Source organism: Mesorhizobium hunchu (genome assembly GCF_040081975.1).
GTDB classification, from domain to species: Bacteria; Pseudomonadota; Alphaproteobacteria; order Rhizobiales; family Rhizobiaceae; genus Mesorhizobium; species Mesorhizobium hunchu.
Genome location: NZ_JBEBMG010000002.1, coordinates 226,992 through 249,613, shown reverse-complemented (window position 1 = coordinate 249,613; position 22,622 = coordinate 226,992). Strand labels below are relative to the sequence as shown.

The window sequence follows — 22,622 nt, the reverse complement described above, 5'->3', positions numbered from 1 at the left end:
GCCGCCTTATGGCTAACGGTCCGTTAAAAGGGCGCCGCCGGCGTTAATCAGTGTGGCGGGCGGGGACACTCGCCGTCTCGGCAACGGGCGTCAGCGGCTTTCCCTTGCCGAACCAGGCGATCAGATTGTCGACGACGAGATCGGCCATGGCGCGTCTCGTATATTCGGACGCCGAGCCGACATGCGGCAAGAGCACGGTGTTTGGCGCGTCGAGCAGCGCCTGCGGCACGTTCGGCTCGTCGGCGAAGACGTCGAGCCCGGCCGCGGCGATGGTGCCGTCTGAAAGCGCGGCCGCGAGCGCCGCCTCGTCCACGGTCGAACCGCGGCCGATATTGACGAAGACGCCGTCCGGTCCCAGCGCGGACAGCACCTTCGCATTCACCGCCTTCGCCGTCGCCGGCGTGCCGGGCGCTACCGAAACCAGCGTATCGACGGCGGACGCCAGCCCCTCCAGCGTATCGTGATAAGCGTAATCCAGCCCCTCCACCTGGCGGCGGTTGTGATAGGCGATGGGCAGGCCGAACGCCTCCAGGCGCTTGGCGATGGCAAGGCCGATGCGGCCCATGCCGAAGATGCCGACCTTGCGGTCGCGCAGGGTCAGCGGCGTCAGCGGATAGTTGCCGTCGCGCTTCCAGCGCCCGTCGCGCAGCCATGCCTCCGCCTTCGTCAATTCGCGCACCGTGTTGATGAGAAGGCCGACGGCGGTGTCAGCGACCTCTTCGGTCAGCACGTCCGGCGTGTTGGTGACGACGACGCCGTGCTCGCCGGCCCAGCGCGCGTCAACGCCGTCGTAGCCGACGCCGAAATTGGCGACGATCTCGAGGCCGGGCAGAGCGGACATGAAGGCGCGGTCGATCATGCCGCCGCCGATCGCCGGCGAGGCGGCGACGCCGCGCACGGACGCCTTCAATTCCTCGCCGATCAGCGCCGGATCGATGCGATCGAGCTCGACGAGATTGAAGGTGTCACGGATGCGCGCGACCGAATGGCCATGCAGCTTTCCCGGAATCAGGATCGTGACGGAGCGCAGATCGGTCATTCAAGGACCCTTTCGTTATTGTCGGTGGCGGTTGGAGATCAGCCCTGCAACGGGCGGCCGGTCGACTGGCGCACATGCAGTTCGGGTTTGATGAGGTCCTGCGACAGGTGGACAGGCTGGCCGTTGAGCTTGTCCAGCAAGGCGCTGGCGGCGCGGCGGCCGACCTCGCGCTGGCCGTTCCAGACCGTCGTCAGCGCGGGCGTGGCGATCGCCGCCTCCTCGAGATCGTCGTAGCCGGTGACGGAGATGTCGACGCCCGGCACGAGGCCGGCGCGGGCGATGCCGTTCATCAGGCCGATGGCGACCAGGTCGTTCCAGCAGCACGCCGCCGTCGGCTTGTCCTTCAGCGCCAGGAACTGGCCGGCCGCCTCGAAACCGCCCTGCTTGGTGCGCGGCCCGGGAATGCGCCATGCCGGCCTGACCTCGAGTCCCGCCGCCTCCATCGCGTCGACATAGCCCTGGTAGCGGTCGCGGCCGGTAGAGGTCTGGTCGGTGCCGCCGATCATGGCGATGCGGCGGTGGCCGAGCGAGATCAGGTGGTTGGTGGCAAGCGCGGTGCCGTAGGCGTCGTCGCCGCGGAAGACAGGCACATGCGAGCCCTCGACATCACGGGCGATCAGCACCGCCGGCAGCCCGTTCGTCTCGGCCGTGATGATGTCGGAGGCCGGCGTGCCGATCGCCGGCGACATGATCACGCCGTCGGCGCCGAGTTGCAGCAGCGTGTCGATGAAGATGCGCTGCTTGTCGAGCTGGTCGTAGTGGTTGGAGAGGATGAAGGTCTGCCGGCTGCGGTCGAGCTCGTGCTCGATCGAACGCAGGATTTCTGCGTAGAACGGGTTCATGATGTCGTGCACCACGACGCCGACGATGCCCGAGCGCGAGGTGCGCAGCGAGGCGGCGCGGCGGTTGTAGATATAGCCGATCTCGCGCGCGTGGTCCTTGATGCGCTCGCGCGTGGAGCCCGCCACGAGCGGGCTGTCGCGCAACGCCAGGGAAACGGTGGCGGTGGAGACGCCGAGCGCGTCCGCGATCGTCGACAGCTTGATCTTCTGTGCCAGCGCGCAGCCTCCCCCACCGCTTTTTAAACAGTTTAAAAAGGCTTATGCCATCCTTGCCGGCCAATTCAAAGCTTTTTTGCCGGCGGCGGCCTGTCGACCCGCACGCCCCGGCAGAGGGCCTTCAGCCGTGCATTTTCGCGCCTTTGGTGATCTTGTCGGCCAGCTTCCGGTCGGCGCGCAAAGCCAGCCCCACGACCTTCGCGCTGTCGGGATCGAATTCGGCGAACACGGCGCGGTTGGCGGTGTCATGGCCGGTCGCGAACATCTCCTCGATGTAGAGCGACGTCGTCACGCCACGCTCCAGCGCGCGGCGGTGAATGGCCGACAATCCAGCCTGATCGGCCGACAGGACGATGACCGGCTGGATCGACATCGGATTGTACAAATTACCGACGGCGTCCCGATACGGCTCGCCGATGACAGCGGGAAACTGCGCCACGATGCCGCTGACGAGGAAGGCGGTGACGTTGAGCTTCTGCCAGACCGCCAGGTCTTCGCGCAGGACGATTGCAATCTTGGTATCGAACATGGGAGACTCCGTGAATGGCGATGGCGGTGTCTCTAGACATGCGACCCCAGACAGGTCTTGGACGTTTGTGCGCGGACCGCGCAGGCGACCGCATCGTCCCGGCGCCGGCGTCCGGTGGCATGGAACGGATCGAGGCATGGTTCTCCGGCAACGCCTACGATCCGCACAGGCACGACACCTACGCCATCGGCCTGACGATCGAGGGCGTGCAGGCGTTCCGCTATCGCGGGGCGCTGCGCCGCAGCCTGCCGGGGCAGATCATCGTGCTGCATCCCGACGAGGTGCATGACGGCGGCGCAGCAACCGAAGCGGGCCTGCGCTACCGGATGCTCTACCTGGAGCCGTCACTGGTCGCCGGCAGCCTCGCCCGCCGCGGCCGGGCGCTGCCTTTCGTCAGGGACGGCGTCGTCAGCGACCCGTCCTTCCGCAAGACGCTGCTCGGCGCGCTCGGATCGCTGGACGCGCCCATGGAAGACCTCCAGCTCGACGATTTTCTGGTCCGGCTGGCGGACTGCCTCGCCAGGCACTCGGGCGAGCCGGAACGCCCGCTCTCGCGACCGTCGCTCAGGGCAGCGATGCTGGCGCGCGACCATCTGGAGGCCAACGCGCTTCGCCTGGTCCGGTCGCAGGAACTGGAGGCGGTCACCGGCATGGACCGCTTCCAGCTGGCGCGCCATTTCCGCGCCGTCTTCTCGACCAGCCCGCACCGCTTCCAGACGATGCGCCGCCTGCAGCAGGCGCGCCGCATGATCGAAGCCGGCGAAGCGCTGGCATCGGTGGCGCCGGCGACGGGCTTCAGCGACCAGAGCCACCTCAACCGTCAGTTCAGGAAGGCGTTCGGCGTCACGCCCGGCCGCTGGGCGGCGCTGGTGCGCGGCTGATCAGTCCTCGGCGTCGTCGCCGTCATCGTCGGCCAGCACGATTTCCTCAGCCGACAAATTGGCCTCGATGCGGGCCAGCAGCTTGAACAGCGCCTTCTGTTCCTTCTTGTCGAGGCCCTTGAGCGCCTGTTTCTCGGTCTTCTTCACCGATTTCTCGATGGCGCGGATCGTCTCGCGGCCGGTATCGGTGAGGAAGATGTGCGCCTGACGCGCGTCGGAATTGGAGGCGCGCTTCTCCAGGAAGCCCTGCGCCTGCAGGCGGTTGATCGTCTTGGTGATGGTCGGCGGGCGCACGCCGAGGCGTTCGGCGAGGTTGCCCGGTGTCTGGCCATCCTCGCGGTCGAGCGCCAGCATGATCTGGTCCTGTCCGGCATAGAAACCGTGCGCGAGCAGCCGCGCGGCGAGCGCCGTGCGAGCGAGCCGCGCCGCCGAATGCAGCCGGCTCATCGTCGCCGCCTTGTCAGCCTTGGCCATGGTCATTCCCTCATCTCGACCGCGCCGGCCGGTCACAATAACGGCGGACGGCGAATTGACAATCGGCATCATGCCGCGAAACCGCAAGCCGCTTTGCCGGCAACAGGTCCCGCCGGCCAAGGCTAATGGCAGACATTTGTTTCAGTTAGATGACAAACTATTTTTCCCTGACCGGCGTCCCGCCGCCGCGTCCGGTACGTCGGCGGATTTCTCCGTCAGCGAAACGGACCAGCGGTTTTGCGGGGTGCAAAACGGCGAGCGGCATCCTATATGAGAGGCCGAATTTTCCCGAAGAGGTCCTCCCCATGAGCGAAGCCCAGACGCAGATCCCGGTAACCGTGCTGACCGGCTATCTCGGCGCCGGCAAGACGACGCTGCTCAACCGCATCCTGTCGGAAAACCACGGCAGGCGCTACGCCGTCATCGTCAACGAGTTCGGCGAGATCGGCATCGACAACGACCTGATCGTGGAATCCGACGAGGAGATCTACGAGATGAACAATGGCTGCGTGTGCTGCACGGTGCGCGGCGACCTGATCCGCGTCGTCGAAGGGCTGACGCGCCGGCCCGGCCGCTTCGACGCCATCGTGGTCGAGACGACCGGCCTGGCCGACCCGGTGCCGGTGGCGCAGACCTTCTTCATGGACGACGACGTGCGCTCCAAGACCCGGCTCGACGCCGTGGTGGCGCTGGTCGATGCCAAGCACCTGCCGCTGAGGCTCAAGGATTCGCGCGAGGCCGAGGACCAGATCGCCTTCGCCGACGTGGTCGTGCTCAACAAGACCGACCTGGTGACCCCGCAGGAACTCGCCGACGTCGAGGCGACGATCCGCGCCATCAACCCGACGGCGAAGATCCACCGCACCCAGCGCTCGGGCGTCGATCTCAAGGACGTGCTCGACCGCGGCGCCTTCGACCTGAAGCGCACGCTCGAGAACGACCCGCATTTCCTCGACGCCGAGGAGCACGACCATGACCACGATCATGTCTGCGGCCCGGACTGCGATCACGATCACCACCATCATGACCACGACCATCACGACGGCCACGACCATGCGCATCCGGCCGCGATCCACGACGTGACGGTGCAGTCGGTGTCGCTGCGCGCCGGCGAGATGGATTCGAAGAAGTTCTTCCCCTGGATCGAGAAGGTCACCCAGCTCGAAGGCCCGAATATCCTGCGCCTCAAGGGCATCATCGCTTTCAAGGACGATCCGGATCGCTACGTGCTGCAGGGCGTGCACATGATCATCGAGGGCGATCACCAGCGCCCCTGGAAGGACGGCGAGACGCATGAGAGCCGGCTGGTGTTCATCGGCCGCGAACTCGACGCCGAGCGACTGCGGAAAAGCTTCGAGGCCTGCCAGGCGGTCGCCGCGGCCTGACGCGCCCGTCCAATTGATGCGCCAGGCCACCGGCCCGCTTGCCGAAGCCGGGCGGGTCGGATAGTCACCCGGTCATGCCCACAGTCGCACCGCTCGATCTCGAAGGCCATTGCGTGGCCGCCGTCTTCCTCAACGACGTTCCGTTCTTCGCCATGGCGGACGGCGCGGTCCACAGGCTGGATCACGGCCACAAGACCGTCCAGGCCAATGACGGCCTGCTCGCCGTCGCGCATGACGAAACCAACAAAAGGCTGGTGACCGGCGGCGAGGATGGCAAAGTGTTCGCCGTCAAGGCCGACGGCACGGCGGAAGAATTGGCGAGTGCCGGCAGGAAATGGATCACCAGCGTCGCCGCCGGCCCGCAGGGCGCGGTCGCCTTCGGTGCGGGCCGCAGCGCCTTCGTGCGCTTCAACGACGGCAAAGTGAAGGAATTTACCCATCCGCGTTCGGTGGAAGGCGTCGCTTTCGCGCCTAAGGGCCTGCGCATCGCGGTCGCCCGCTACAACGGCGCGACGCTGCATTTTCCCGCCGCCGAGGGCAAACCGGTGGAGTTGGAATGGGCCGGCGCGCATACCGGCGTCACCTTCTCGCCGGACGGCAATTTCCTGGTCACCACCATGCAGGAGAACGCGCTGCACGGCTGGAAGCTGGCCGACGGCAAGCACATGCGCATGTCGGGCTATCCGGCCAAGGTGAAATCGCTGTCCTGGGCGGCGAAGGGCCGCTGGCTGGCGAGTTCCGGCGCGCCGGCGGCGATCGTATGGCCTTTCCAGGCCAAGGACGGACCGATGGGCAAGGCGCCGCTGGAACTCGGCACGCGCGGCGACGCGATGGTCACCTGCGTGGCCTGCCATCCCAGTCAGGAAGTGGTGGCGATCGGCTACGACGACGGCATGGTTCTGGCCTCCCGCTTCGCCGACCAGAAAGAGGTGCTGCTGCGCCGCCCGGGCAAGGGCGCGGTCAACTCGATGATGTGGGACCGCGAAGAGCGCCGCATCGTCTTCGGCAGCGCTGCCGGCGACTGCGGCGTGATCGATATTGCCGCATAGACCGAGCTTTGGACCAACCGGCCAGTGAAGGCCGGAGCCAGGATATGCTTTGAACCCGGCTTCGCCGATGTTATCTTCGATCTGGAGGTCATCGATGAACAGTCTTCAGAAATTCAGCGTCAGCCTTCCCGGTGAAATGGCGAGCGAACTGGAGGAAAAAGTTCGATCCGGCGCTTACGCCTCGGTCGAAGACGCGCTTCTGGAGGGCGCCCGCGACCTCCTTCAACGCGAGGCCGAGATCGACCATTGGCTCCGTCGTGAGATCGTGGCGGGACACGAGGAATTTCTAGCCGATCCCTCCGCCGCCGTTCCTGCAGACTCGGTACTTGATCGGATAAAGGCGCGTCGCGCTGCCCGCCGGACTGCATGAAGGTCGAATTTACACCGCTGGCCGAGCGACAGATCGAGGACCTATACAACTACATTGCCGACCATTCGAGCGAGCGAATAGCAGAAGACTACGCCGCGCGCATCGGTCTCTTCGTGCATGAAGCTGCGGGACTTCCCGCGCCGTGGAACGAAGCATGACGACATCCTGCCGGGGCTGCGAACCATCGGGTTCGACCGTCGGGTGACCATCGCTTTCCTGGTATTGGAAGAGAGCGTGCTGATAGAAGGCATCTTCTATGGCGGCCAGGAATTTTCCGTCGCGTTCGATCGATAGGCGCCGCGCTGGAAAGGCAGCATGACCGCATCTGTTGGCTTGTTCCTAGAAATTGCCACCAACTGAGCCAGATTCGCCTCTTCCTGTGGCGCTGGTGTTGCCGGCCGGCATCGCGCGCGGCTAGATTGCCGTGCGAGGGCAATCATGAATTCATGCAACGCCGCCAGCCAAGGCGGGATAGCCGGTTCCAGAATCGCGCGATTAAGGGAGGAAGAGGCGCAAGCCTTCCGTGCGGCCCGGCCGAAATCGTGGGCCGCGCTCGGCAACGGCATCGAGGGCTTTCTCGGCGGCGTGCCAATGCACTGGATGAGCGACTGGCCGACGCCGTTCCCGATCCTGGTGGAGCGGGCGCGCGGCGCCTCGATCACCGACGCGGACGGCAACACGCTGGACGATTTCTGCCTCGGCGACACCGGCTCCATGTTCGGCCATTCGCCGCCGCCGGTGGCGCGCGCCATCCGCCGCCAGGCCGGGCGCGGCCTGACCTACATGCTGCCTTCCGAAGACGCGCTGGCGCTCGGGCGGCTGCTCGAGGCGCATTTCGGCCTGCCCTTCTGGCAGATCGCCACCACCGCCACCGACGCCAATCGCTTCGCGCTGCGCGTCGCCCGCGCCGTCACTGGCCGCGACACGATCCTCGTCTTCAACGGCTGCTACCACGGCTCGGTAGACGAGACGATGGTGCGGCTGAAGGACGGAAAAGCGATCAACCGGCCGGGGCTGGCCGGCGAATTCCGCGATCTCACGGCACGGACGCGGATCGTCGAATTCAACGACCTGCCCGCACTGGCGGCAGCGCTCGCCGACAGGACGGTCGCCTGCGTGATCACCGAGCCGGTATTGACCAATTCCTGCATGGTATTGCCCGATCCCGGTTTCCATGCGGAACTGCGCCGGCTGACCCGCGAGGCCGGCACGCTGCTGCTGATCGACGAGACGCACACGATCTCGACCGGGCCGGGTGGTTACACCAAGGCGTTCGGGCTGGAGCCGGACCTGTTCGTTCTCGGCAAGCCCGTGGCCGGCGGCGTGCCTGCGAGCGTCTGGGGCCTGAGCGACCATGTCGCGTGCCGCTACGAAGCTTACGCCACCAACAAGGAGCCGGGCTATTCCGGCATGGGCACGACGCTCTCGGCCAATCCCCTGCAGTTCGCCGCCATGGAGGCGACGCTGGAAGAGGTGATGACCGAGAAGGCCTACGCCCATATGGACCGGTTGGCGCGGCGGCTGGATGCGGGCCTGACCGCCGTCATCGACCGCTTCCGCCTGCCCTGGCACGTCGCGCGGGTCGGCGCGCGGGTGGAGTTCATCTGCGCGCCGGGGCCGCTCAGGAACGGCGGCGAGGCGGAAGCCGCGCACGCGCCGGACCTGGAGGCGGCCATCCACGTCGCGCTGGTCAACCGCGGCGTGCTGATCGCGCCTTTCCACAACATGATGCTGATTTCGCCCGCGACCAAAGCGTCCCAGGTGAACCGGCTGATCGCCGCCTTCGCCGACGTTGCGGCGAAGCTGACGGCATGAGAGAAGCATAATGACGATCCATCAGAGTTCCATCATGAGTTCACCCTCCGGGACAAATGTGGCGGGTTCGACGCCCGCCGAGGCCACGGATTTTCTCGACGCCCATCCCGACATCGAAGCCATCGACATCGTGCTGACCGACGCGAACGGAATCGGCCGCGGCAAGATCATCCGCCGGCACGAACTGGAGGCGATCTACAAAGGCGGCCGGCACATGCCGATCTCGATCCTCGGGCTCGACATCACCGGCGAGGACGTGCACGAGACCGGGCTGGTGTGGGATACCGGCGACGGCGACCTTCGCGCGTGGCCCGTGCCCGGCACGCTGGTTCCGCTGCACGGCACCGATCCCGCGCGCGCGCAGGTGCTCACCACCATGTACCATCTCGACGGTTCGCCGATGATGTGCGACCCGCGTCACGCGCTTGCCCGTCAGGTTGCGAAGCTGGCGGACAAGGGCCTGCACCCGGCCGGCGCCTTCGAACTGGAGTTCTTCCTGCTGGCCAACGAGCGCGACGCCGACGGCAAGGTGCAGCCGGCGCATGCCGTGCTGGACGGGCGCCGGTCGGCCAAGACGGAGGTCTATTCGGTTGATCACCTGCACGGCATGGAGCCGCTGTTTTCCGACATCTACGCGGCGGCCAAGGCGCAGGGCATTCCGGCCGAGACGGTGATTTCCGAATATGCGCCGGGCCAGTACGAACTGACGCTGAACTACCGTACCGACGTTATGCGCGCGGCCGACGATCTGGTCATGCTCAAGCGCATCGTGCGCGCTCAGGCGCGGCGCCACGGCGTCACCGCCTGCTTCATGGCCAAGCCGATCGAGACATACGCAGGCTCAGGCATGCACTTCCACGTCTCGCTGCTGGACGATGCGGGTCGCAACGTGTTCGCGGAGGCGGACGGCGAAGAATGGTCGCCGAAGCTGCTGCACGCCATGGGCGGCCTTGCCGCCACGATGGCCGAATCCATGCTGGTGTTCGCGCCGCACGCCAATTCCTGGCGTCGGTTCGTGGCGCAATCCTATGCGCCGATCGCGCCAAGCTGGGGCGTCAACAACCGCTCGGTGGCGTTGCGGGTTCCGGCCGGCGACGTCAAGGCGCGACGCGTGGAACATCGCCCCTCGGGCGTCGACGCCAATCCCTACCTCGTCGCCGCGACAGTGCTGGCAGGCATCGCCAAGGGATTGGCCGAAAAGCTCGATCCCGGCCCGCAGGTCACCGGCAATGGCTACGAGGCGGGCAACGGCCAGAATACGATGCCGGTGGACTGGCGGGCGGCGATCGAGGCGGCGGAAGCGTCCGCCTTCCTCAAGGAAGCGCTCGGCCCCGATATGCACAAGAGCTTCACCGCCATCAAGCGGGCCGAATGGATGCGCGTGGCGCGCACCATCAGCGAGCTGGACTACCAACTCTATCTGCACGAAGTTTGAGCCATGGCCATGGTCGCGGACCTCGCGCCGCGTCCAGCGCTGAACCGGGATCAACGCAGGCCGAATCGCTGCGTCTTGACTCGGGAGTCCCTGCCCGACAGGGCCTGTCGCACATGAATTTACCCCCACCCCTGGCCTCCCCTCAAGGACGAGGGGGATTTTGGAACGGCATCTCGATGCGTCGGCGTCGGTGATTTCGCGAAAGCGACTGTGTTGATGTCCCCCTTGAGGGGAGGGATCAGTGGCGGTGCGGCGGAACCCGCCGAGGGTCCGCCCGTTCCTGATTGATCGCAGGAGCGGACAAGGCCGCGAAAAAGATGATTGCCAGGATGCCGACGCAAGCCAGCCCCCATCATGTCAAAGTGCACGCGAGGCACCGGTCCGCCAAGGACGCGCCGCTCCGCGAAGACGAGGGAGACTACGCATCCATCGAGGAAGCGCGCGAGGCGGCGGCGGGATGCCGGCGCTGCCCGCTGTGGCGCGACGCGACCCAGATGGTGTTCGGCGAGGGGCGTGAGACGGCGGAAGTCGTGTTCGTCGGCGAGCAGCCGGGCGACCAGGAAGACATCGCCGGAAAGCCCTTCGTCGGGCCTGCCGGCAGGGTCTTCGACGCCATCCTCGACGAAGCCGGCATCGCGCGGCAGAAGACCTACGTCACCAACGCGGTGAAGCACTTCAAGTTCGAGCCGCGCGGCAAGCGCCGCATCCATTCCAAGCCGAATGCAGGCGAGATCAAGGCGTGCCGCTGGTGGCTCGATCACGAACTTTCACTGGTCGGGCCGAAGCTCGCCGTGGCGCTGGGCGCGACCGCCGCGCAATCGCTGCTCGGCAAGGCGGTTGCGGTGACGAAGATGCGCGGCCGGACGATCGAGCGCGAAGACGGGCTGCGGGTCTTCCTCACCGTCCACCCTTCCTTCATCCTGCGCATTCGCGACGAGGCGGACAAAGAGGCCGAGCGAGGCCGGTTTCTGGAGGATTTGAAGGCGGTGAAAGCGCTGATGGAGTGAATTGGTTCATTCCAGGCCGCCATTCCGAGTTCCGCTGCGCGGCCCCGGAATGACGCACATAGAAGCGGCCGACCGGCGCGCTCTGGACTGCTGGGAAACCAATTGCCCGAGGAGCCTACCTTATCAGGATTGCCCTGAGATCGTTCACGTTCGTTCCCGTCGGGCCGGGCACGAACAGATCGCCGACGGCCTCGAACGCCGTCCAGGCGTTGTTGGCGGCCAGCATCGCCTTGGCATCGACCCCGGCGGCGCGCATCCGTACCACTGTCGTGCCGTCGCAGAAGGCGCCGGCATTGTCCTGCGACCCGTCGATGCCGTCCGTATCGGCGGCGAGCGCGTCGATGCCACCCACACCGCCGATGCCGATGGCGAAAGCGAGCAGAAATTCGGAGTTGCGGCCGCCCTTGCCCTTGGCGCGCAGGGTGACGGTCGTCTCGCCGCCGGACAGGATCAGCACCGGCTTCCTGAACGGCCGGTCGCGAATTGCCACCTCGCGGGCGATCGCGGCATGCACGGCGCCGACCTCGCGCGCTTCGCCCTCGATGGCGTCGGAGAGGATCACCGCTTCCATGCCCTGCCGCTTCGCTTCATCCGCCGCCGCTTCCAGCGACACGGCGGCGGAGGCGATCAGGCGCACCTCGTTGCGCGCAAACTTCTTGTCGTCGGGCGTCGGCGCATCGCCGGCGCCCGAGCGGATATGTGCCATCACCGCGGCGGGCAGCTTCATGCCATAGGCGGCGATGGCCGCCAGCGCGTCCTCGCGGCTGCCGGTGCTCGGCACCGTCGGCCCGGACGCGACCAGCGCCGGGTCGTCGCCGGGAATATCGGAGACGACCAACGACACGACCCGTGCCGGCCAGGCAGCGGCCGCGAGCCTGCCGCCCTTGATGGTCGAGACATGCTTGCGGATCGTGTTCATCGCCGAAATCGGCGCGCCCGAGGCCAGCAGCGCCTCATTGACTGCGATCTCGTCGGCGAGCGTCAGCCCTTCGGCCGGAGACGGCAACAGCGCCGAGCCGCCGCCGCAGACCAGCGCCACCACGAGGTCGTCTTCCGTCAGCCCCGAAACGGCGTCCAGCAGCCGGCGCGAGGCTTCCAGGCCGTTCTCGTCAGGCACTGGATGCGCGGCCTCGACCACCTCGATGCGTGTCGTCGGCGCGCCGTAGCCGTAGCGGGTGACCACCAGTCCCTCCAGCGGGCCGTCCCATGCTTTCTCGAAAGCGGCCGCCATCTGCGCGGCGCCCTTGCCGGCGCCGACGATGACGGTCCGTCCCTTGGGTTTTTCCGGCAGATGTGCGCGGATGGTCCTTTCGGGATCGGCCGCAGCGACGGCGGCGTCGAAGACGGAGGTGAGGAAGGCTTTGGGATCGAGAGCCGCCATCGTGGTCACTTGCCTTGCCCATCCCGGGTCAGCGCCAATGCCGCCCGGTCCCTGCCGAGATGGTCGCACAGCGCGTCGACGACAAGACAATGATCGTCCCGCTCCGGCAGGCCGGAGACGGTGATCGCACCGATGACGCCCGTGCCCTCCAGCCTGATCGGGAAGCCGCCGCCGGCAAGCGCGTAGTCGGCCATGTCCAGCCCGTAACGCGGCGCAAAGGTGCTGTCCGCGCTATTCTGCTCCAGCACCATGCGATAGGTGCTTTTGTGAAACATCTTCACCGTGTTGATCTTGCGGCGCACCCAGTTCGCGTTGTTGGCGCTGGAACCCGGCAACGCTGCATAGAAAAGCTGCCTGTCGAAGGTGCGGATGTCGATGACGATCGGCAGGGTTTCCTTCAGGCCGCGCGCGCGGAGCGCGGCACCGATCTCGAAGGCCGTCGCCTCGTCGAACCGGCCGAAGACCAGAACGGCTTCCTGGCGCTTGATCGTCTCGATGTCGTCCGCCGTCGCCATATCGACCTCCCTCGAAGCCCGCCCGCTTTGGACGACAAAGCCGCCCCGGTCAAGCATCGGGATCGACGGCAACCGCTCAGACCGAAACCATGTCGCTCTTGGCCGGGCGCCCCGCGACATAGACCTCGCGCACGGCGCGGTCGTCGCCGAGCGTCTGCAGCAGGAACAGTTCCTCGGCCAGCGTCTTCACCGTTTCCATCCGCAGCTTCATCGCAGGGATCGCGCCGGAATCGAGGACCACGATGTCGGCGTCCGTGCCAGCGTCCAGCGTGCCGACCTTGTCGGCAAGCGAAAGCGCCTCGGCATTGCCGCGCGTGATCTGCCAGAAGGACTGGAACGGGTTCAGCTTCTCGCCCTGCAGCGCGATCACCTTGTAGCCTTCGTCCATGGTGCGCAGCATGGAGTAGTTGGTGCCGCCGCCGACATCTGTGGCAGCGGCGATGCGCAACGGCTTTTCGCGGCTGCGATAGCGCTGGTAGTCGAACAGGCCCGACCCGAGGAACAGGTTGGACGTCGGGCAGAAGACGGCGACCGAACCGGTCTCGGACAGCACGTCGGCCTCGCGCTCCGACAGGTGGATGCAGTGGCCGAGCAACGCCTTTTGGCCCAGCAGGCCGTAGCGGGCGTAGACGTCGGTATAGTCCCTCGCCTCGGGGTAGAGTTCGCAGGTGTAGGCGATCTCGGCATGGTTTTCCGACAGATGCGTCTGCATGTGCAGGTCGGGAAATTCCTTCACCAGCGCGCCGGCCATCTCCATCTGCTCCGGCGAGGAGGTGATGGCGAAGCGCGGCGTGATCGCATAGTGCTGGCGGCCCTTGCCGTGCCATTCCGCAATCAGCGCTTTCGTGTCGTCATAGCCGGATTGCGGCGTATCGAGGACGCCGTCGGGCGCGTTGCGGTCCATCATCACCTTGCCGGCGATGTTGAGCATGTTGCGGCCGTGCGACTCGGCGAAGAAGGCTTCGGCCGAGGATTTGTGGACCGAACAGTATGCCGCCACCGTGGTGGTGCCGTGGCGGATCACCTCGTCCAGGAACAGGCGGGCGATGCGGCGGCCATGCTGGGCGTCGCGGAATTTTTTCTCTTCGGGGAAGGTGTAGGTGTTGAGCCAGTCGAGCAGTTCGGCGCCGTAGCTGGCGATCACCTGCATCTGCGGGAAGTGCATGTGGGCGTCGATGAAGCCCGGCAGGAGGAGATGCGGCCGATGATCGATGGTCTTTACGCCGTCGTCGGCCTTCTTCACCACCTCCGCGTAGGATCCGGCGGCGACGATCTTTCCGTCGCGCAACAACAGGCCGCCGTCTTCCTCGTAAGCGTAGGCGGAGACATCGTCGATGGTCTGCGGCCAACGCAGAAAAGAAAGCGTGCGGCCGCGCAGGAGGGTTGTGGTCATGGCGCTACCTTTCCCCTCCCCCTCGAGGGGAGGGTGGACGATCGCCGCTGGCGATCGGACGGGTGGGGTCGCCGAACATGTGCTCGACGTTTGATCTGCGTCGGGTCCAGCGGAGAGGCCCCCTCCCACCTCGCTGCGCTCGGCACCCTCCCCTCAAGGGGGAGGGGAAGTCCGCAACCCTGCCTCACTCCCCCGCTCCCTCGAACCAGGTGACGATCAGCCTGCGCTCCTCGTCGGTGACATGGGTGAGGTTGGCGGGCGGCATGGCGTGGCTGCGGCCGGCCTGCAGGTAGATTTCGCGAGCGTGCTCGGCGATGCGGGCGTCCGTGTCCAGCATGACGCCCTTGGGCGCGTGGTAGATGCCTTCCTGCACCGGCTCCTCAGCATGGCACATGGAGCAGCGACCCATCACCGTGTCGCGCACCTTCGGGAAGTGGGCGTCGGCCAGGTAGATCTCGGCCTGCGCGGACGGCTTGGCGTCCGCCTCGCCCGTCAGCACCTTCGGCACCGTCGACAGCCAGATGATGACCACGAACAGGATCGCCGCGACCAGCCAGGTCCAGGTCGGGTTGCCCTTGCGCGCATGGATGGAGTTGAAATAGTGCCGGATCAGCACGCCGATCATGAACACGATCGAGGCGATGACCCAGCTGAACTGGGTGCCGAACGCCAGCGGATAGTGGTTCGATAGCATCAGGAACAGGACCGGCAGCGTCAGGTAGTTGTTGTGCAGCGAGCGCTGCTTGGCGATCTTGCCGTATTTCGGGTCGGGCTTGCGGCCGGCGATCAGGTCCGCCACCACGATCTTCTGGTTCGGGATGATGACCATGAAGACATTGGCCGACATGATGGTGGCGGTGATCGCGCCCAGATGCAGGAAGGCAGCGCGGCCGCTGAAGATGTGCGTCAGCCCCCAGGCGATGAAGACGAGGATGAAATAGAGCAGGACCATCAGCGCCGTATCGGCCTTGCCGATCAGGAACCGGCACAGCACGTCATAGACGAGCCAGCCGCCAGCCAGGCAGCACAGCGAAACGAGGATGGCGACCGGCACCGACATGGGCAGCACGTTCGGGTCGATCAGGAACAGATTGGCGCCGGCGTAATAGACGATCGCCAGCATGGCGAAGCCGGAAAGCCAGGTCATGTAGCTTTCCCATTTGAACCAGGTCAGGTGCTCCGGCATCTCACTGGGGGCCACCAGGTATTTCTGGATGTGGTAGAAGCCGCCGCCGTGGACCTGCCACTCCTCGCCGAAGGCGCCGGCAGGCAGGCCGGGACGCTGGCGCAGGCCGAGGTCGAGCGCAACGAAGTAGAAAGATGAGCCGATCCAGGCGATGCCGGTGATGACGTGCAGCCAGCGCACGGCAAAGGCCAGCCAGTCCCAGAAGATGGCGAAATCCAGCATCGCGAGCGTTCCCTGTCTTTCAGCCGACTTTAAGCGCTGGCGCGCAAACCGAAAGATGCGGGCCGCACGATGACTTTCAAAAAAAGTTAGAAAATACTAGGGTCGTTTTCACGCAGCCGCAGAGCCACGATCCAGAATGGCCTATCTCGACAACATCGCCGTCTTTGTCCGCGTCGTGGAGCTCGGCAATCTGTCGGCTGCCGGGCGCGACATGCGCATCTCGCCGGCGGTCGCCTCGAACCGCATCAAGGAACTCGAAAAGCACCTCGGCGTGCGCCTGTTCAACCGCACGACGCGCCAACTCACCACCACGGAGCACGGCGCGGTGTTCTACACCGGCGCGAAGCAGGTGCTCGACGCCATCACCGAAGCGGAAGCGGCGGTCTCTGCGTTGTCGGGGCAGCCGCGCGGCACGATCAGGGTGACGGCGCCGCTCGGCCTCGGGCGGCGGCTGATCGCCTCCGGCATTCCCGACTTCCACGACAAGTACCCGGACATCGAGGTCAGGCTGAGGCTTTCCGACCATAATGTCGATATCCTCAAGGAAGGCATCGACGTCGCCTTCCGGCTCGGCGTGATCGAGGATTCCAGCCTGCGCATGCGCGGCATCATGGAATGCGAGCGGGTGCTGGTCGCCTCGCCGAAATATCTGGAAGCGCGCGGCGAGCCGGAAACGGTCGCCGACCTGATCGGCAGGAAGCACGACTGCCTGATGCTGCGCTATCCCGGCAGCCGCGAATTCTTCTGGATGATCCAGATGCCGAACGGCCCGCAGAAATTCGAAGTGCACGGTCCCTTCGACAGCGACGACGGCGACGTTCTGACCGGCTGGGCGCTGGCCGGGCGCGGCATCATCAACAAGCCGCGCTTCGAGGTGGAGCCCTTCATTCGCGACCGGCGGCTTCAGGTCATCCTGCCCGACACGCCGCCGACACCGGTGCAGTTCGCCGCCGTCTACCCGCACAAGAAGCTGCAGGACCCGAAGGTGCGCCTGCTGCTCGATTTCATGGCGGAACGCTGCCAGCGCCTGATCCGCGACCTCCTGGCCGGGCGCTGACGGAACCCGGCGCGCAACGCCGGCGTTATCGCTTGCCGCCCTGCAGGGCGGCATCGCAGCGATTTCCACCGATACCGGCCGACGCCGTGTTCCCTACCGACGAGGATGTCCCATGGATACGATCCCGACCAAGAACGACCTGAAATCCAATGCCAAGAAGGTGTCGATCGAACTGCTCAACGCGCGACTGGCCGATGCCATCGACCTGGCGCTGATCACCAAGCAGGCGCACTGGAACATCAAGGGGCCGCAGTTCATCGCCATCCACGAGATGCTGGACACGTTCCGCACAGAACTGGACGTCCATGTCGACACCATCGCCGAGCGCGCCGTGCAGCTCGGCGGCACCGCTTTCGGTACCTCGCAGGTGGTGGCCGAGAAGACCACGCTGAAGCCCTATCCGACCGGCATCCACAAGACGAAGGATCATCTGGCCGCGCTGATCGAGCATTATGCGGCCGTCGCCAAGGGCGCGCGCGCAGCCATCGACGAAGCCGACGAAGCGGGTGACGCCGACACGGCCGACATCTTCACCGCCTATTCGCGCGCGCTCGACAAGTCGTTGTGGTTCCTGGAAGCCCACACGCAGGAGAAGGAGTGAGGGTCCGGTCCGTCCGCAGAGCGGATCAAAAGATCCGATGGACCTTTTGAGGGAGCCGAACGCCCGAGGCCGTAGCCGAGGGCTGGCGGCGGTACTCAACGCCCGGCTTCTACAACCTCCGAAGCCGCCCTGACCTCATGCAGCGCCAGCGCGGTCATCATTTCAGCGGTGGCAAGCGCCGCGATGACCTGCGGGCGCTTGTCCTTCACGGCATCGCCGCCGATGGGCGACACCAGTTGCGCGAATTCCGCCTCGGTGCCGCCTGCCGTCTTCAGGAACCAGCTCCTGAACGTCGCCTTCTTGGTCTTCGAGCCGATCATGCCGACATAGGCGGCATCCTCGCGCTTCAGGGCCTCGGCGACGATGAGGAAATCGAGCGCGTGGTCGTGGGTGAGCACGGCGAAAGCCGAACCCGCCGGCGCCTCGCGCACGGCCTGTTCCGGCACGGGCGTGAGGCGCTTTTCGACGCCGTCCGGCATATCTTCGAGTTCGTCCGCGCGGGTCTCGACCACGATGGCGCGAGCCGGCAGCAGCGCGACGGCGGCGGCGAGCGCCTTGCCGACATGGCCGCCGCCGAAGATGTAGAGATGCGGCAGGCGCTCTTCCTGCAGCTCGGCTGCCGCGACCAGGTCGGCGGCGATCCTTCCATCGACAGGGGTGATCGCCACCTCGACGCGGCCGCCGCAGCACTGGCCGATTTCCGGGCCGAGCGGAATGTCGAGCGTGGCGCAGACCTCGCGGACGTCGAGGCGCATGCCGTCAGTGTCGGCGCCGTTACCCCCACCCCTAACCCCTCCCCACAAGGGGGAGGGGAAGCTGCCGCGAGCTAAATCCCCCACCCCCTTGTGGGGAGGGGTTAGGGGTGGGGGTGCTGCGGGCAGATTTCCCAGCATCTGCCGCGCCTTGTCAATGGCCATGTATTCGAGTTGGCCGCCGCCGATCGTGCCGTGGATCGCTACCGGAGACACCAGCATGAAGGCCCCCCTCTCGCGGGGGGTCGAGCCTTTCGTGCCGGAAACCTCGACGAGCGCGAGCGGGCCGGCGCTCGCCAGAAAATCCTTCAGATCCTGCACTGTTGTGGTCATTGTTCTCATTCCCACAGGGCAAATATAGCGCTTCCGGCGTGAATTTGCAGGACGGCGCCAGCTAGAGCATTTCCGGCGAAAACAGAATCGCCTTCAATGCTCTACCCCTTTGTTTCTACGCAATTCCGGACGCAAAACCGCTTCACACTTTTGCTGGAATTGCTCTAGACGCCGGCTTTCGCCTCGCGCCTTAGCCGTTCCATCGCCATCAGCACGCGTTCCGGCGTCGCCGGCGCGTCGAGGCGCGGCGAAATCCTGTGATCCGCCACGCTCGCCACAGCGTCCGACAGGGCCTGCAGGACGGAAATGCCGAGCGGCAGCGGCGGCTCGCCGACCGCCTTGGAACGGTGGATGGTCGGCTCGTAGGCCTCCGACCAGTCGACCAGCGTGGTGTTGAAGACCTTCGGCCGGTCCGACGCCAGCGGGATCTTGTAGGTCGAGGGCGCATGGGTGCGCAGCCTGCCCTTGTCGTCCCACCACAGTTCCTCCGTGGTGAGCCAGCCCATACCCTGTACGAAACCGCCCTCGATCTGGCCGATATCGATGGCGCGGTTCAGCGAGCGGCCGGTATCGTGCACGATGTCGGTGCGCTCCACCACATATTCGCCGGTCAGCGTGTCGACCGAGACTTCCGAGCAGGCGGCGCCGTAGGCGTAATAGTAGAAGGCGTGGCCCCTGCCCTTGGCACGGTCCCAATGGATCTTCGGCGTCTTGTAATGGCCTGCCGCCGAAAGCTGGATGCGCCCGACATAGGCCTGCCGCACCAATTCGTCGAAGGCGATCTCCTGGTTGCCGATGCGCACCCGGTTGGGCAGGAACACCACCTGGTCGCGTGGAATCTGGTGTGTCTCGGCGGCGAAATCGATCAGCCGGTCCTTGATCTGGCGGGCCGCGTTCTGCGCAGCCATGCCGTTGAGGTCCGCACCGGACGAGGCGGCCGTCGGCGCGGTGTTCGGCACCTTGGCCGTCGTCGTCGCGGTGATCTTCACCCGCGAAATGTCGATCTGAAACTCTTCCGCCACTACCTGCGCCACTTTCATGTGCAGGCCCTGCCCCATCTCGGTGCCGCCGTGGTTCATGTGCACCGAACCGTCGGCATAGACATGCACCAGCGCGCCGGCCTGGTTGGATTCGGTCTTGGTGAAGGAGATGCCGAACTTGACCGGGGTGAGCGCGATGCCGCGCTTGATCAGCCGGCTGTTGGCGTTGAAGGCGGCGATCTGGCGCCGGCGGCCGGCATAGTCGGACTGTTCTTCCAGTTGCGAGACGATACGCTGGATGACGCAGTCCTCGACCTTCTGGTGATAAGGCGTGACGTTACGCTCGCCCTTTTCCCCCATCGGATCGTAGAAATTGAGCTTGCGTATCTCCAGCGGGTCCTTGCCGACCGCGAAGGCGACTTCCTCGATGACGCGCTCGGCGCCGACCATCCCTTGCGGTCCGCCGAAGCCGCGGAAGGCGGTGTTCGACACCGTATTGGTGTAGAGCGGCGCGGACTTGGCATGCACGTGCGGATAGAAATAGGCGTTGTCGCAGTGGAACAGCGCGCGGTCGCCGACCGGCCCGGACAGGTCGGCCGAGAAGCCGGCGTTGAGCGCGAACATGAAGTCGACGCCGAGGATGCGGCCCTCGTCGTCGAAGCCGACATCGTAATCGATGACGAAATTGTGCCGCTTGCCGGTGGCGGTCATGTCCTCGTCGCGGTCGAGCCGGACTTTTACCGCGCAGCCGTATTTCTTGGCGGCGATGGCGGCGATGGCGGCGCACTGGTTGGCCTGCGTCTCCTTGCCGCCGAAGCCGCCGCCCATGCGGCGCACCTCGACCTGCACGGAATGGCTCGCCACACCGAGCGCGTGGGCGACGAGATGCTGGGTCTCGCTCGGCCCCTGGGTCGAGCAATAGACGACGACTTCTTCGTCCTCACCCGGAACGGCCAGCGACACCTGCCCTTCGAGATAGAAGTGATCCTGCCCGCCGAGCGTCATGCGCTGCGTGATGCGGCGCGGTGCCGCGGCAATGGCCTTCGTCGCGTCGCCGCGCTTCAGCGTCAGCGGCGTGGTGACCTGCCTGTCCTTTTCCGGGTCGAGCACGGCTATGTCGAGAACCGGCGGCAGTTCTTCGTACTCGATCTTCGCCAGTCGCGCTGCGCGGCGCGCCTGATCGCGCGTTCGGGCGACGACGGCGAAGACCGGCTGGCCGTGGAACTGAACCCTGCCCTCGGCCAGGATCGGATCGTCGTGCATACCGCTCGGCGAAATGTCGTTTTCGCCGGGCACGTCCTCATGGGTGAGCACGCCGACGACGCCGGGGGCGGCCTTGACCGCCGAGAGGTCGACCGACCTAATCGTGCCGTGCGCGACCGCGGCCAGACCAAGTCCGACATGCAACGTGCCGGCGGGTTCGGGAATGTCGTCGATATAGACGGCGGCGCCGGAGACATGCTTATGCGCGGAATCGTGGCGCTGGTCGGTGTGGACGCCGCCGACGATCTTTTGCGCCTTCAGGTTGGGAACGTGTCTGGTCATTGGTCGCACCCCACCCGGAACGACGAGGGATTACCCCCACCCCTAACCCCTCCCCTCAAGGGGGAGGGGAAGCTGCCGCGCGCCAAAGATTCCCCTCCCCCTTGAGGGGAGGGGTTAGGGGTGGGGGTACATCTGCCCATCACGCAGCCCTTTCCCGCGACACCTGCACCGGCGCTTTCGCTCCTGTCGTCTCGACATGGAAGCGCAGCAGCAGGTTCTTCGCCGCCAGCGCACGGTATGCGGCGGTGGCGCGCATGTCGGTCAGCGGCGAGAAATCCCCGGCGTATCTTTCCATCGCCGCCAGAACGGTCTCTTCCGTCCACGGCTTGCCGATCAAAGCCTGCTCGACCGCGGTCGCCCGCTTCGGCGTCGCCGCCATGCCGCCATAGGCGATGCGGATTTTCTCCACCGTGCCGTCCCCGGCCTGTTTCAGCAGGAACGCGCCCAGCGTGGCGGTGATATCCTCGTCGCGCCGCTTGGTGACCTTGTAGATGGCGAATTTTTCATCCCCCGCCGGAACCGGGACCGATACGCTTTCCACAAATTCGCCCGGCTGGCGATCCTGCTTGCCGTAGGCGATGAAGAAGTCTTGCAGTGGGATGGTGCGTCTTGACTTACCTTTTCTCAAGGTGAGCGTTGCGCCGAGCGCGATCAGCGGCGGCGGCGTGTCGCCGATCGGCGAGCCGTTGGCGATGTTGCCGCCGATGGTGCCCATGTTGCGGACCTGTTCTCCGCCGATGCGATCGATCAGCGAGCCGAGCGCGGGAATGCGGCCGGACAGAACCTTGAAAGCCTCGGTGTAGGTGACGCCGGCGCCGATGATGATGGCGCCGTTGTCTTCGGCAATGGATTGCAGCCCTTCCAACCCGCCGATGAAGATGACCGGGCTGATGTCGCGCATGTGCTTGGTCACCCACAGGCCGACATCGGTCGAGCCGGCGACCACGGTGGCATTCGGCTCGGCCTCGCGAAGCGCCGCGAAATCGTCGACGTCGGCCGGCACGACCAACCGGTGTTGTCCGCTGCCGATCTCGACGCGCGCACCGTCGTGCAGCGAAGTCAGGCGTTCGGTGACCGCCTTGCGTTCGGCAACAAGCGGATCCTTCGCGGCCTTGCCATAGGTGGAAATAGCGTGCGCGGCGCGCATGATCGCCTCGTAGCCGGTGCAGCGGCACAGATTGCCCTGCAGCGCCTTCTCGATCTCGGCATTGGACGGGTCGGGCGAACGCATCCACAGGCCGTAGAGCGACATGACGAAGCCTGGCGTGCAGAAGCCGCATTGCGAGCCGTGGAAATCGACCAGCGCCTGCTGCACCGGATGAAGTTTTCCGCCGACGCCCGCCAGATGCTCGACGGTGACGACATGGGTGCCGTCCAGCGAGCCGAGGAAGCGGATGCAGGCGTTGACGCTCTCATAGACGAGCTTGCCGGCCGAAAGCCTGCCGACCAGCACCGTGCAGGCGCCGCAATCGCCTTCGGCGCAGCCTTCCTTGGTACCTTTGAGCGACCGGGAAAGGCGCAGGAAGTCGAGCAGCGTCTCGTCCGGCTTGACGCTGGACAGCGCGACGGCCTCGCCGTTGAGGAGAAAGCGCAGTTCGGAACGGATTTTCGCCAT

General features: G+C 65.9%; 21 protein-coding genes. 10 read left to right on the top strand and 11 right to left on the bottom strand.

The features are described from left to right. Nucleotides 1–43: 43 nt before the first annotated feature. The 3 genes from ABMA46_RS04695 to ABMA46_RS04685 form a co-directional block, all read right to left on the bottom strand. Nucleotides 44–1,039, bottom strand: coding sequence for a 2-hydroxyacid dehydrogenase (locus tag ABMA46_RS04695; RefSeq protein WP_348998152.1), 996 nt, complete (start codon nt 1,037–1,039; stop codon nt 44–46). 38 nt (nt 1,040–1,077) lie between these two features. Beyond that, nucleotides 1,078–2,097 carry a LacI family DNA-binding transcriptional regulator gene (locus ABMA46_RS04690; protein WP_348998534.1) on the bottom strand — a complete coding sequence of 340 codons (1,020 nt, stop codon included), beginning with the start codon at nt 2,095–2,097 and terminating at the stop codon, nt 1,078–1,080. A 121-nt stretch (nt 2,098–2,218) separates the two neighbouring features. Next, nucleotides 2,219–2,626: a DUF2000 family protein gene (locus tag ABMA46_RS04685; protein ID WP_348998151.1), complete on the bottom strand. Its 408-nt coding sequence runs from the start codon at nt 2,624–2,626 to the stop codon at nt 2,219–2,221. Between the two features lie 20 nt (nt 2,627–2,646). Between ABMA46_RS04685 and ABMA46_RS04680 the strand changes: the two genes are divergently transcribed. Beyond that, the gene (locus ABMA46_RS04680; RefSeq protein WP_348998150.1) at nt 2,647–3,507 is read left to right on the top strand and encodes an AraC family transcriptional regulator; all 861 of its coding nucleotides are present in this window, start codon (nt 2,647–2,649) and stop codon (nt 3,505–3,507) included. On the opposite strand, the gene ABMA46_RS04675 is transcribed toward ABMA46_RS04680, so the two are convergent. Further along, nucleotides 3,508–3,981 carry a MarR family winged helix-turn-helix transcriptional regulator gene (locus ABMA46_RS04675; RefSeq protein ID WP_348998149.1) on the bottom strand — a complete coding sequence of 158 codons (474 nt, stop codon included), beginning with the start codon at nt 3,979–3,981 and terminating at the stop codon, nt 3,508–3,510. A gap of 305 nt (nt 3,982–4,286) precedes the next feature. Between ABMA46_RS04675 and ABMA46_RS04670 the strand changes: the two genes are divergently transcribed. The 7 genes from ABMA46_RS04670 (at nt 4,287) to ABMA46_RS04640 (ending at nt 11,042) form a co-directional block, all read left to right on the top strand. Continuing rightward, a complete protein-coding gene (locus ABMA46_RS04670) occupies nt 4,287–5,366 on the top strand; it encodes a CobW family GTP-binding protein (protein WP_348998148.1) in 1,080 nt (359 codons plus the stop codon). A 74-nt stretch (nt 5,367–5,440) separates the two neighbouring features. Next, a complete protein-coding gene (locus tag ABMA46_RS04665; RefSeq protein ID WP_348998147.1) occupies nt 5,441–6,415 on the top strand; it encodes a WD40 repeat domain-containing protein in 975 nt (324 codons plus the stop codon). A 49-nt stretch (nt 6,416–6,464) separates the two neighbouring features. Next, nucleotides 6,465–6,785, top strand: coding sequence for a ribbon-helix-helix domain-containing protein (locus tag ABMA46_RS04660; RefSeq protein ID WP_348998146.1), 321 nt, complete (start codon nt 6,465–6,467; stop codon nt 6,783–6,785). Between the two features lie 117 nt (nt 6,786–6,902). After that, nucleotides 6,903–7,079, top strand: a complete 177-nt coding sequence (locus tag ABMA46_RS04655; protein ID WP_348998145.1) for a type II toxin-antitoxin system RelE/ParE family toxin — start codon at nt 6,903–6,905, stop codon at nt 7,077–7,079. Between the two features lie 144 nt (nt 7,080–7,223). Then, a complete protein-coding gene (locus ABMA46_RS04650) occupies nt 7,224–8,600 on the top strand; it encodes an aspartate aminotransferase family protein (protein ID WP_348998144.1) in 1,377 nt (458 codons plus the stop codon). Nucleotides 8,601–8,634: 34 nt separating this feature from the next. Continuing rightward, nucleotides 8,635–10,035: a glutamine synthetase family protein gene (locus ABMA46_RS04645; protein ID WP_348998143.1), complete on the top strand. Its 1,401-nt coding sequence runs from the start codon at nt 8,635–8,637 to the stop codon at nt 10,033–10,035. A 329-nt stretch (nt 10,036–10,364) separates the two neighbouring features. Further along, nucleotides 10,365–11,042 carry a UdgX family uracil-DNA binding protein gene (locus tag ABMA46_RS04640; protein WP_425475684.1) on the top strand — a complete coding sequence of 226 codons (678 nt, stop codon included), beginning with the start codon at nt 10,365–10,367 and terminating at the stop codon, nt 11,040–11,042. Between the two features lie 115 nt (nt 11,043–11,157). Here the strand turns inward: ABMA46_RS04640 and ABMA46_RS04635 are convergent, their stop codons facing one another. The 4 genes from ABMA46_RS04635 to ABMA46_RS04620 form a co-directional block, all read right to left on the bottom strand. Beyond that, complete coding sequence (locus ABMA46_RS04635; protein WP_348998533.1) at nt 11,158–12,423, bottom strand: glycerate kinase type-2 family protein; 1,266 nt, start codon at nt 12,421–12,423, stop codon at nt 11,158–11,160. A gap of 5 nt (nt 12,424–12,428) precedes the next feature. Continuing rightward, nucleotides 12,429–12,938 carry a heme-degrading domain-containing protein gene (locus tag ABMA46_RS04630; protein WP_348998141.1) on the bottom strand — a complete coding sequence of 170 codons (510 nt, stop codon included), beginning with the start codon at nt 12,936–12,938 and terminating at the stop codon, nt 12,429–12,431. Nucleotides 12,939–13,014: 76 nt separating this feature from the next. After that, nucleotides 13,015–14,331, bottom strand: a complete 1,317-nt coding sequence (gene guaD / locus ABMA46_RS04625; protein ID WP_348998140.1) for a guanine deaminase — start codon at nt 14,329–14,331, stop codon at nt 13,015–13,017. Between the two features lie 184 nt (nt 14,332–14,515). Then, complete coding sequence (locus tag ABMA46_RS04620; RefSeq protein ID WP_348998139.1) at nt 14,516–15,739, bottom strand: urate hydroxylase PuuD; 1,224 nt, start codon at nt 15,737–15,739, stop codon at nt 14,516–14,518. Between the two features lie 136 nt (nt 15,740–15,875). Here ABMA46_RS04620 and ABMA46_RS04615 point away from each other — a divergent pair, with 136 nt between their 5' ends. Beyond that, a complete protein-coding gene (locus tag ABMA46_RS04615) occupies nt 15,876–16,796 on the top strand; it encodes a LysR family transcriptional regulator (RefSeq protein WP_348998138.1) in 921 nt (306 codons plus the stop codon). A gap of 112 nt (nt 16,797–16,908) precedes the next feature. After that, on the top strand, nt 16,909–17,397 hold the full coding sequence (dps, locus tag ABMA46_RS04610) for a DNA starvation/stationary phase protection protein Dps (protein WP_348998137.1): 489 nt from the start codon (nt 16,909–16,911) through the stop codon (nt 17,395–17,397). 95 nt (nt 17,398–17,492) lie between these two features. On the opposite strand, the gene xdhC is transcribed toward dps, so the two are convergent. The 3 genes from xdhC to xdhA form a co-directional block, all read right to left on the bottom strand. Then, entirely contained in the window at nt 17,493–18,482 is a 990-nt protein-coding gene (gene xdhC, locus ABMA46_RS04605; protein ID WP_348998136.1) for a xanthine dehydrogenase accessory protein XdhC, read from the bottom strand. A 164-nt stretch (nt 18,483–18,646) separates the two neighbouring features. Then, a complete protein-coding gene (xdhB, locus tag ABMA46_RS04600) occupies nt 18,647–21,007 on the bottom strand; it encodes a xanthine dehydrogenase molybdopterin binding subunit (RefSeq protein WP_348998135.1) in 2,361 nt (786 codons plus the stop codon). A 139-nt stretch (nt 21,008–21,146) separates the two neighbouring features. Then, entirely contained in the window at nt 21,147–22,622 is a 1,476-nt protein-coding gene (gene xdhA / locus ABMA46_RS04595; RefSeq protein ID WP_348998134.1) for a xanthine dehydrogenase small subunit, read from the bottom strand.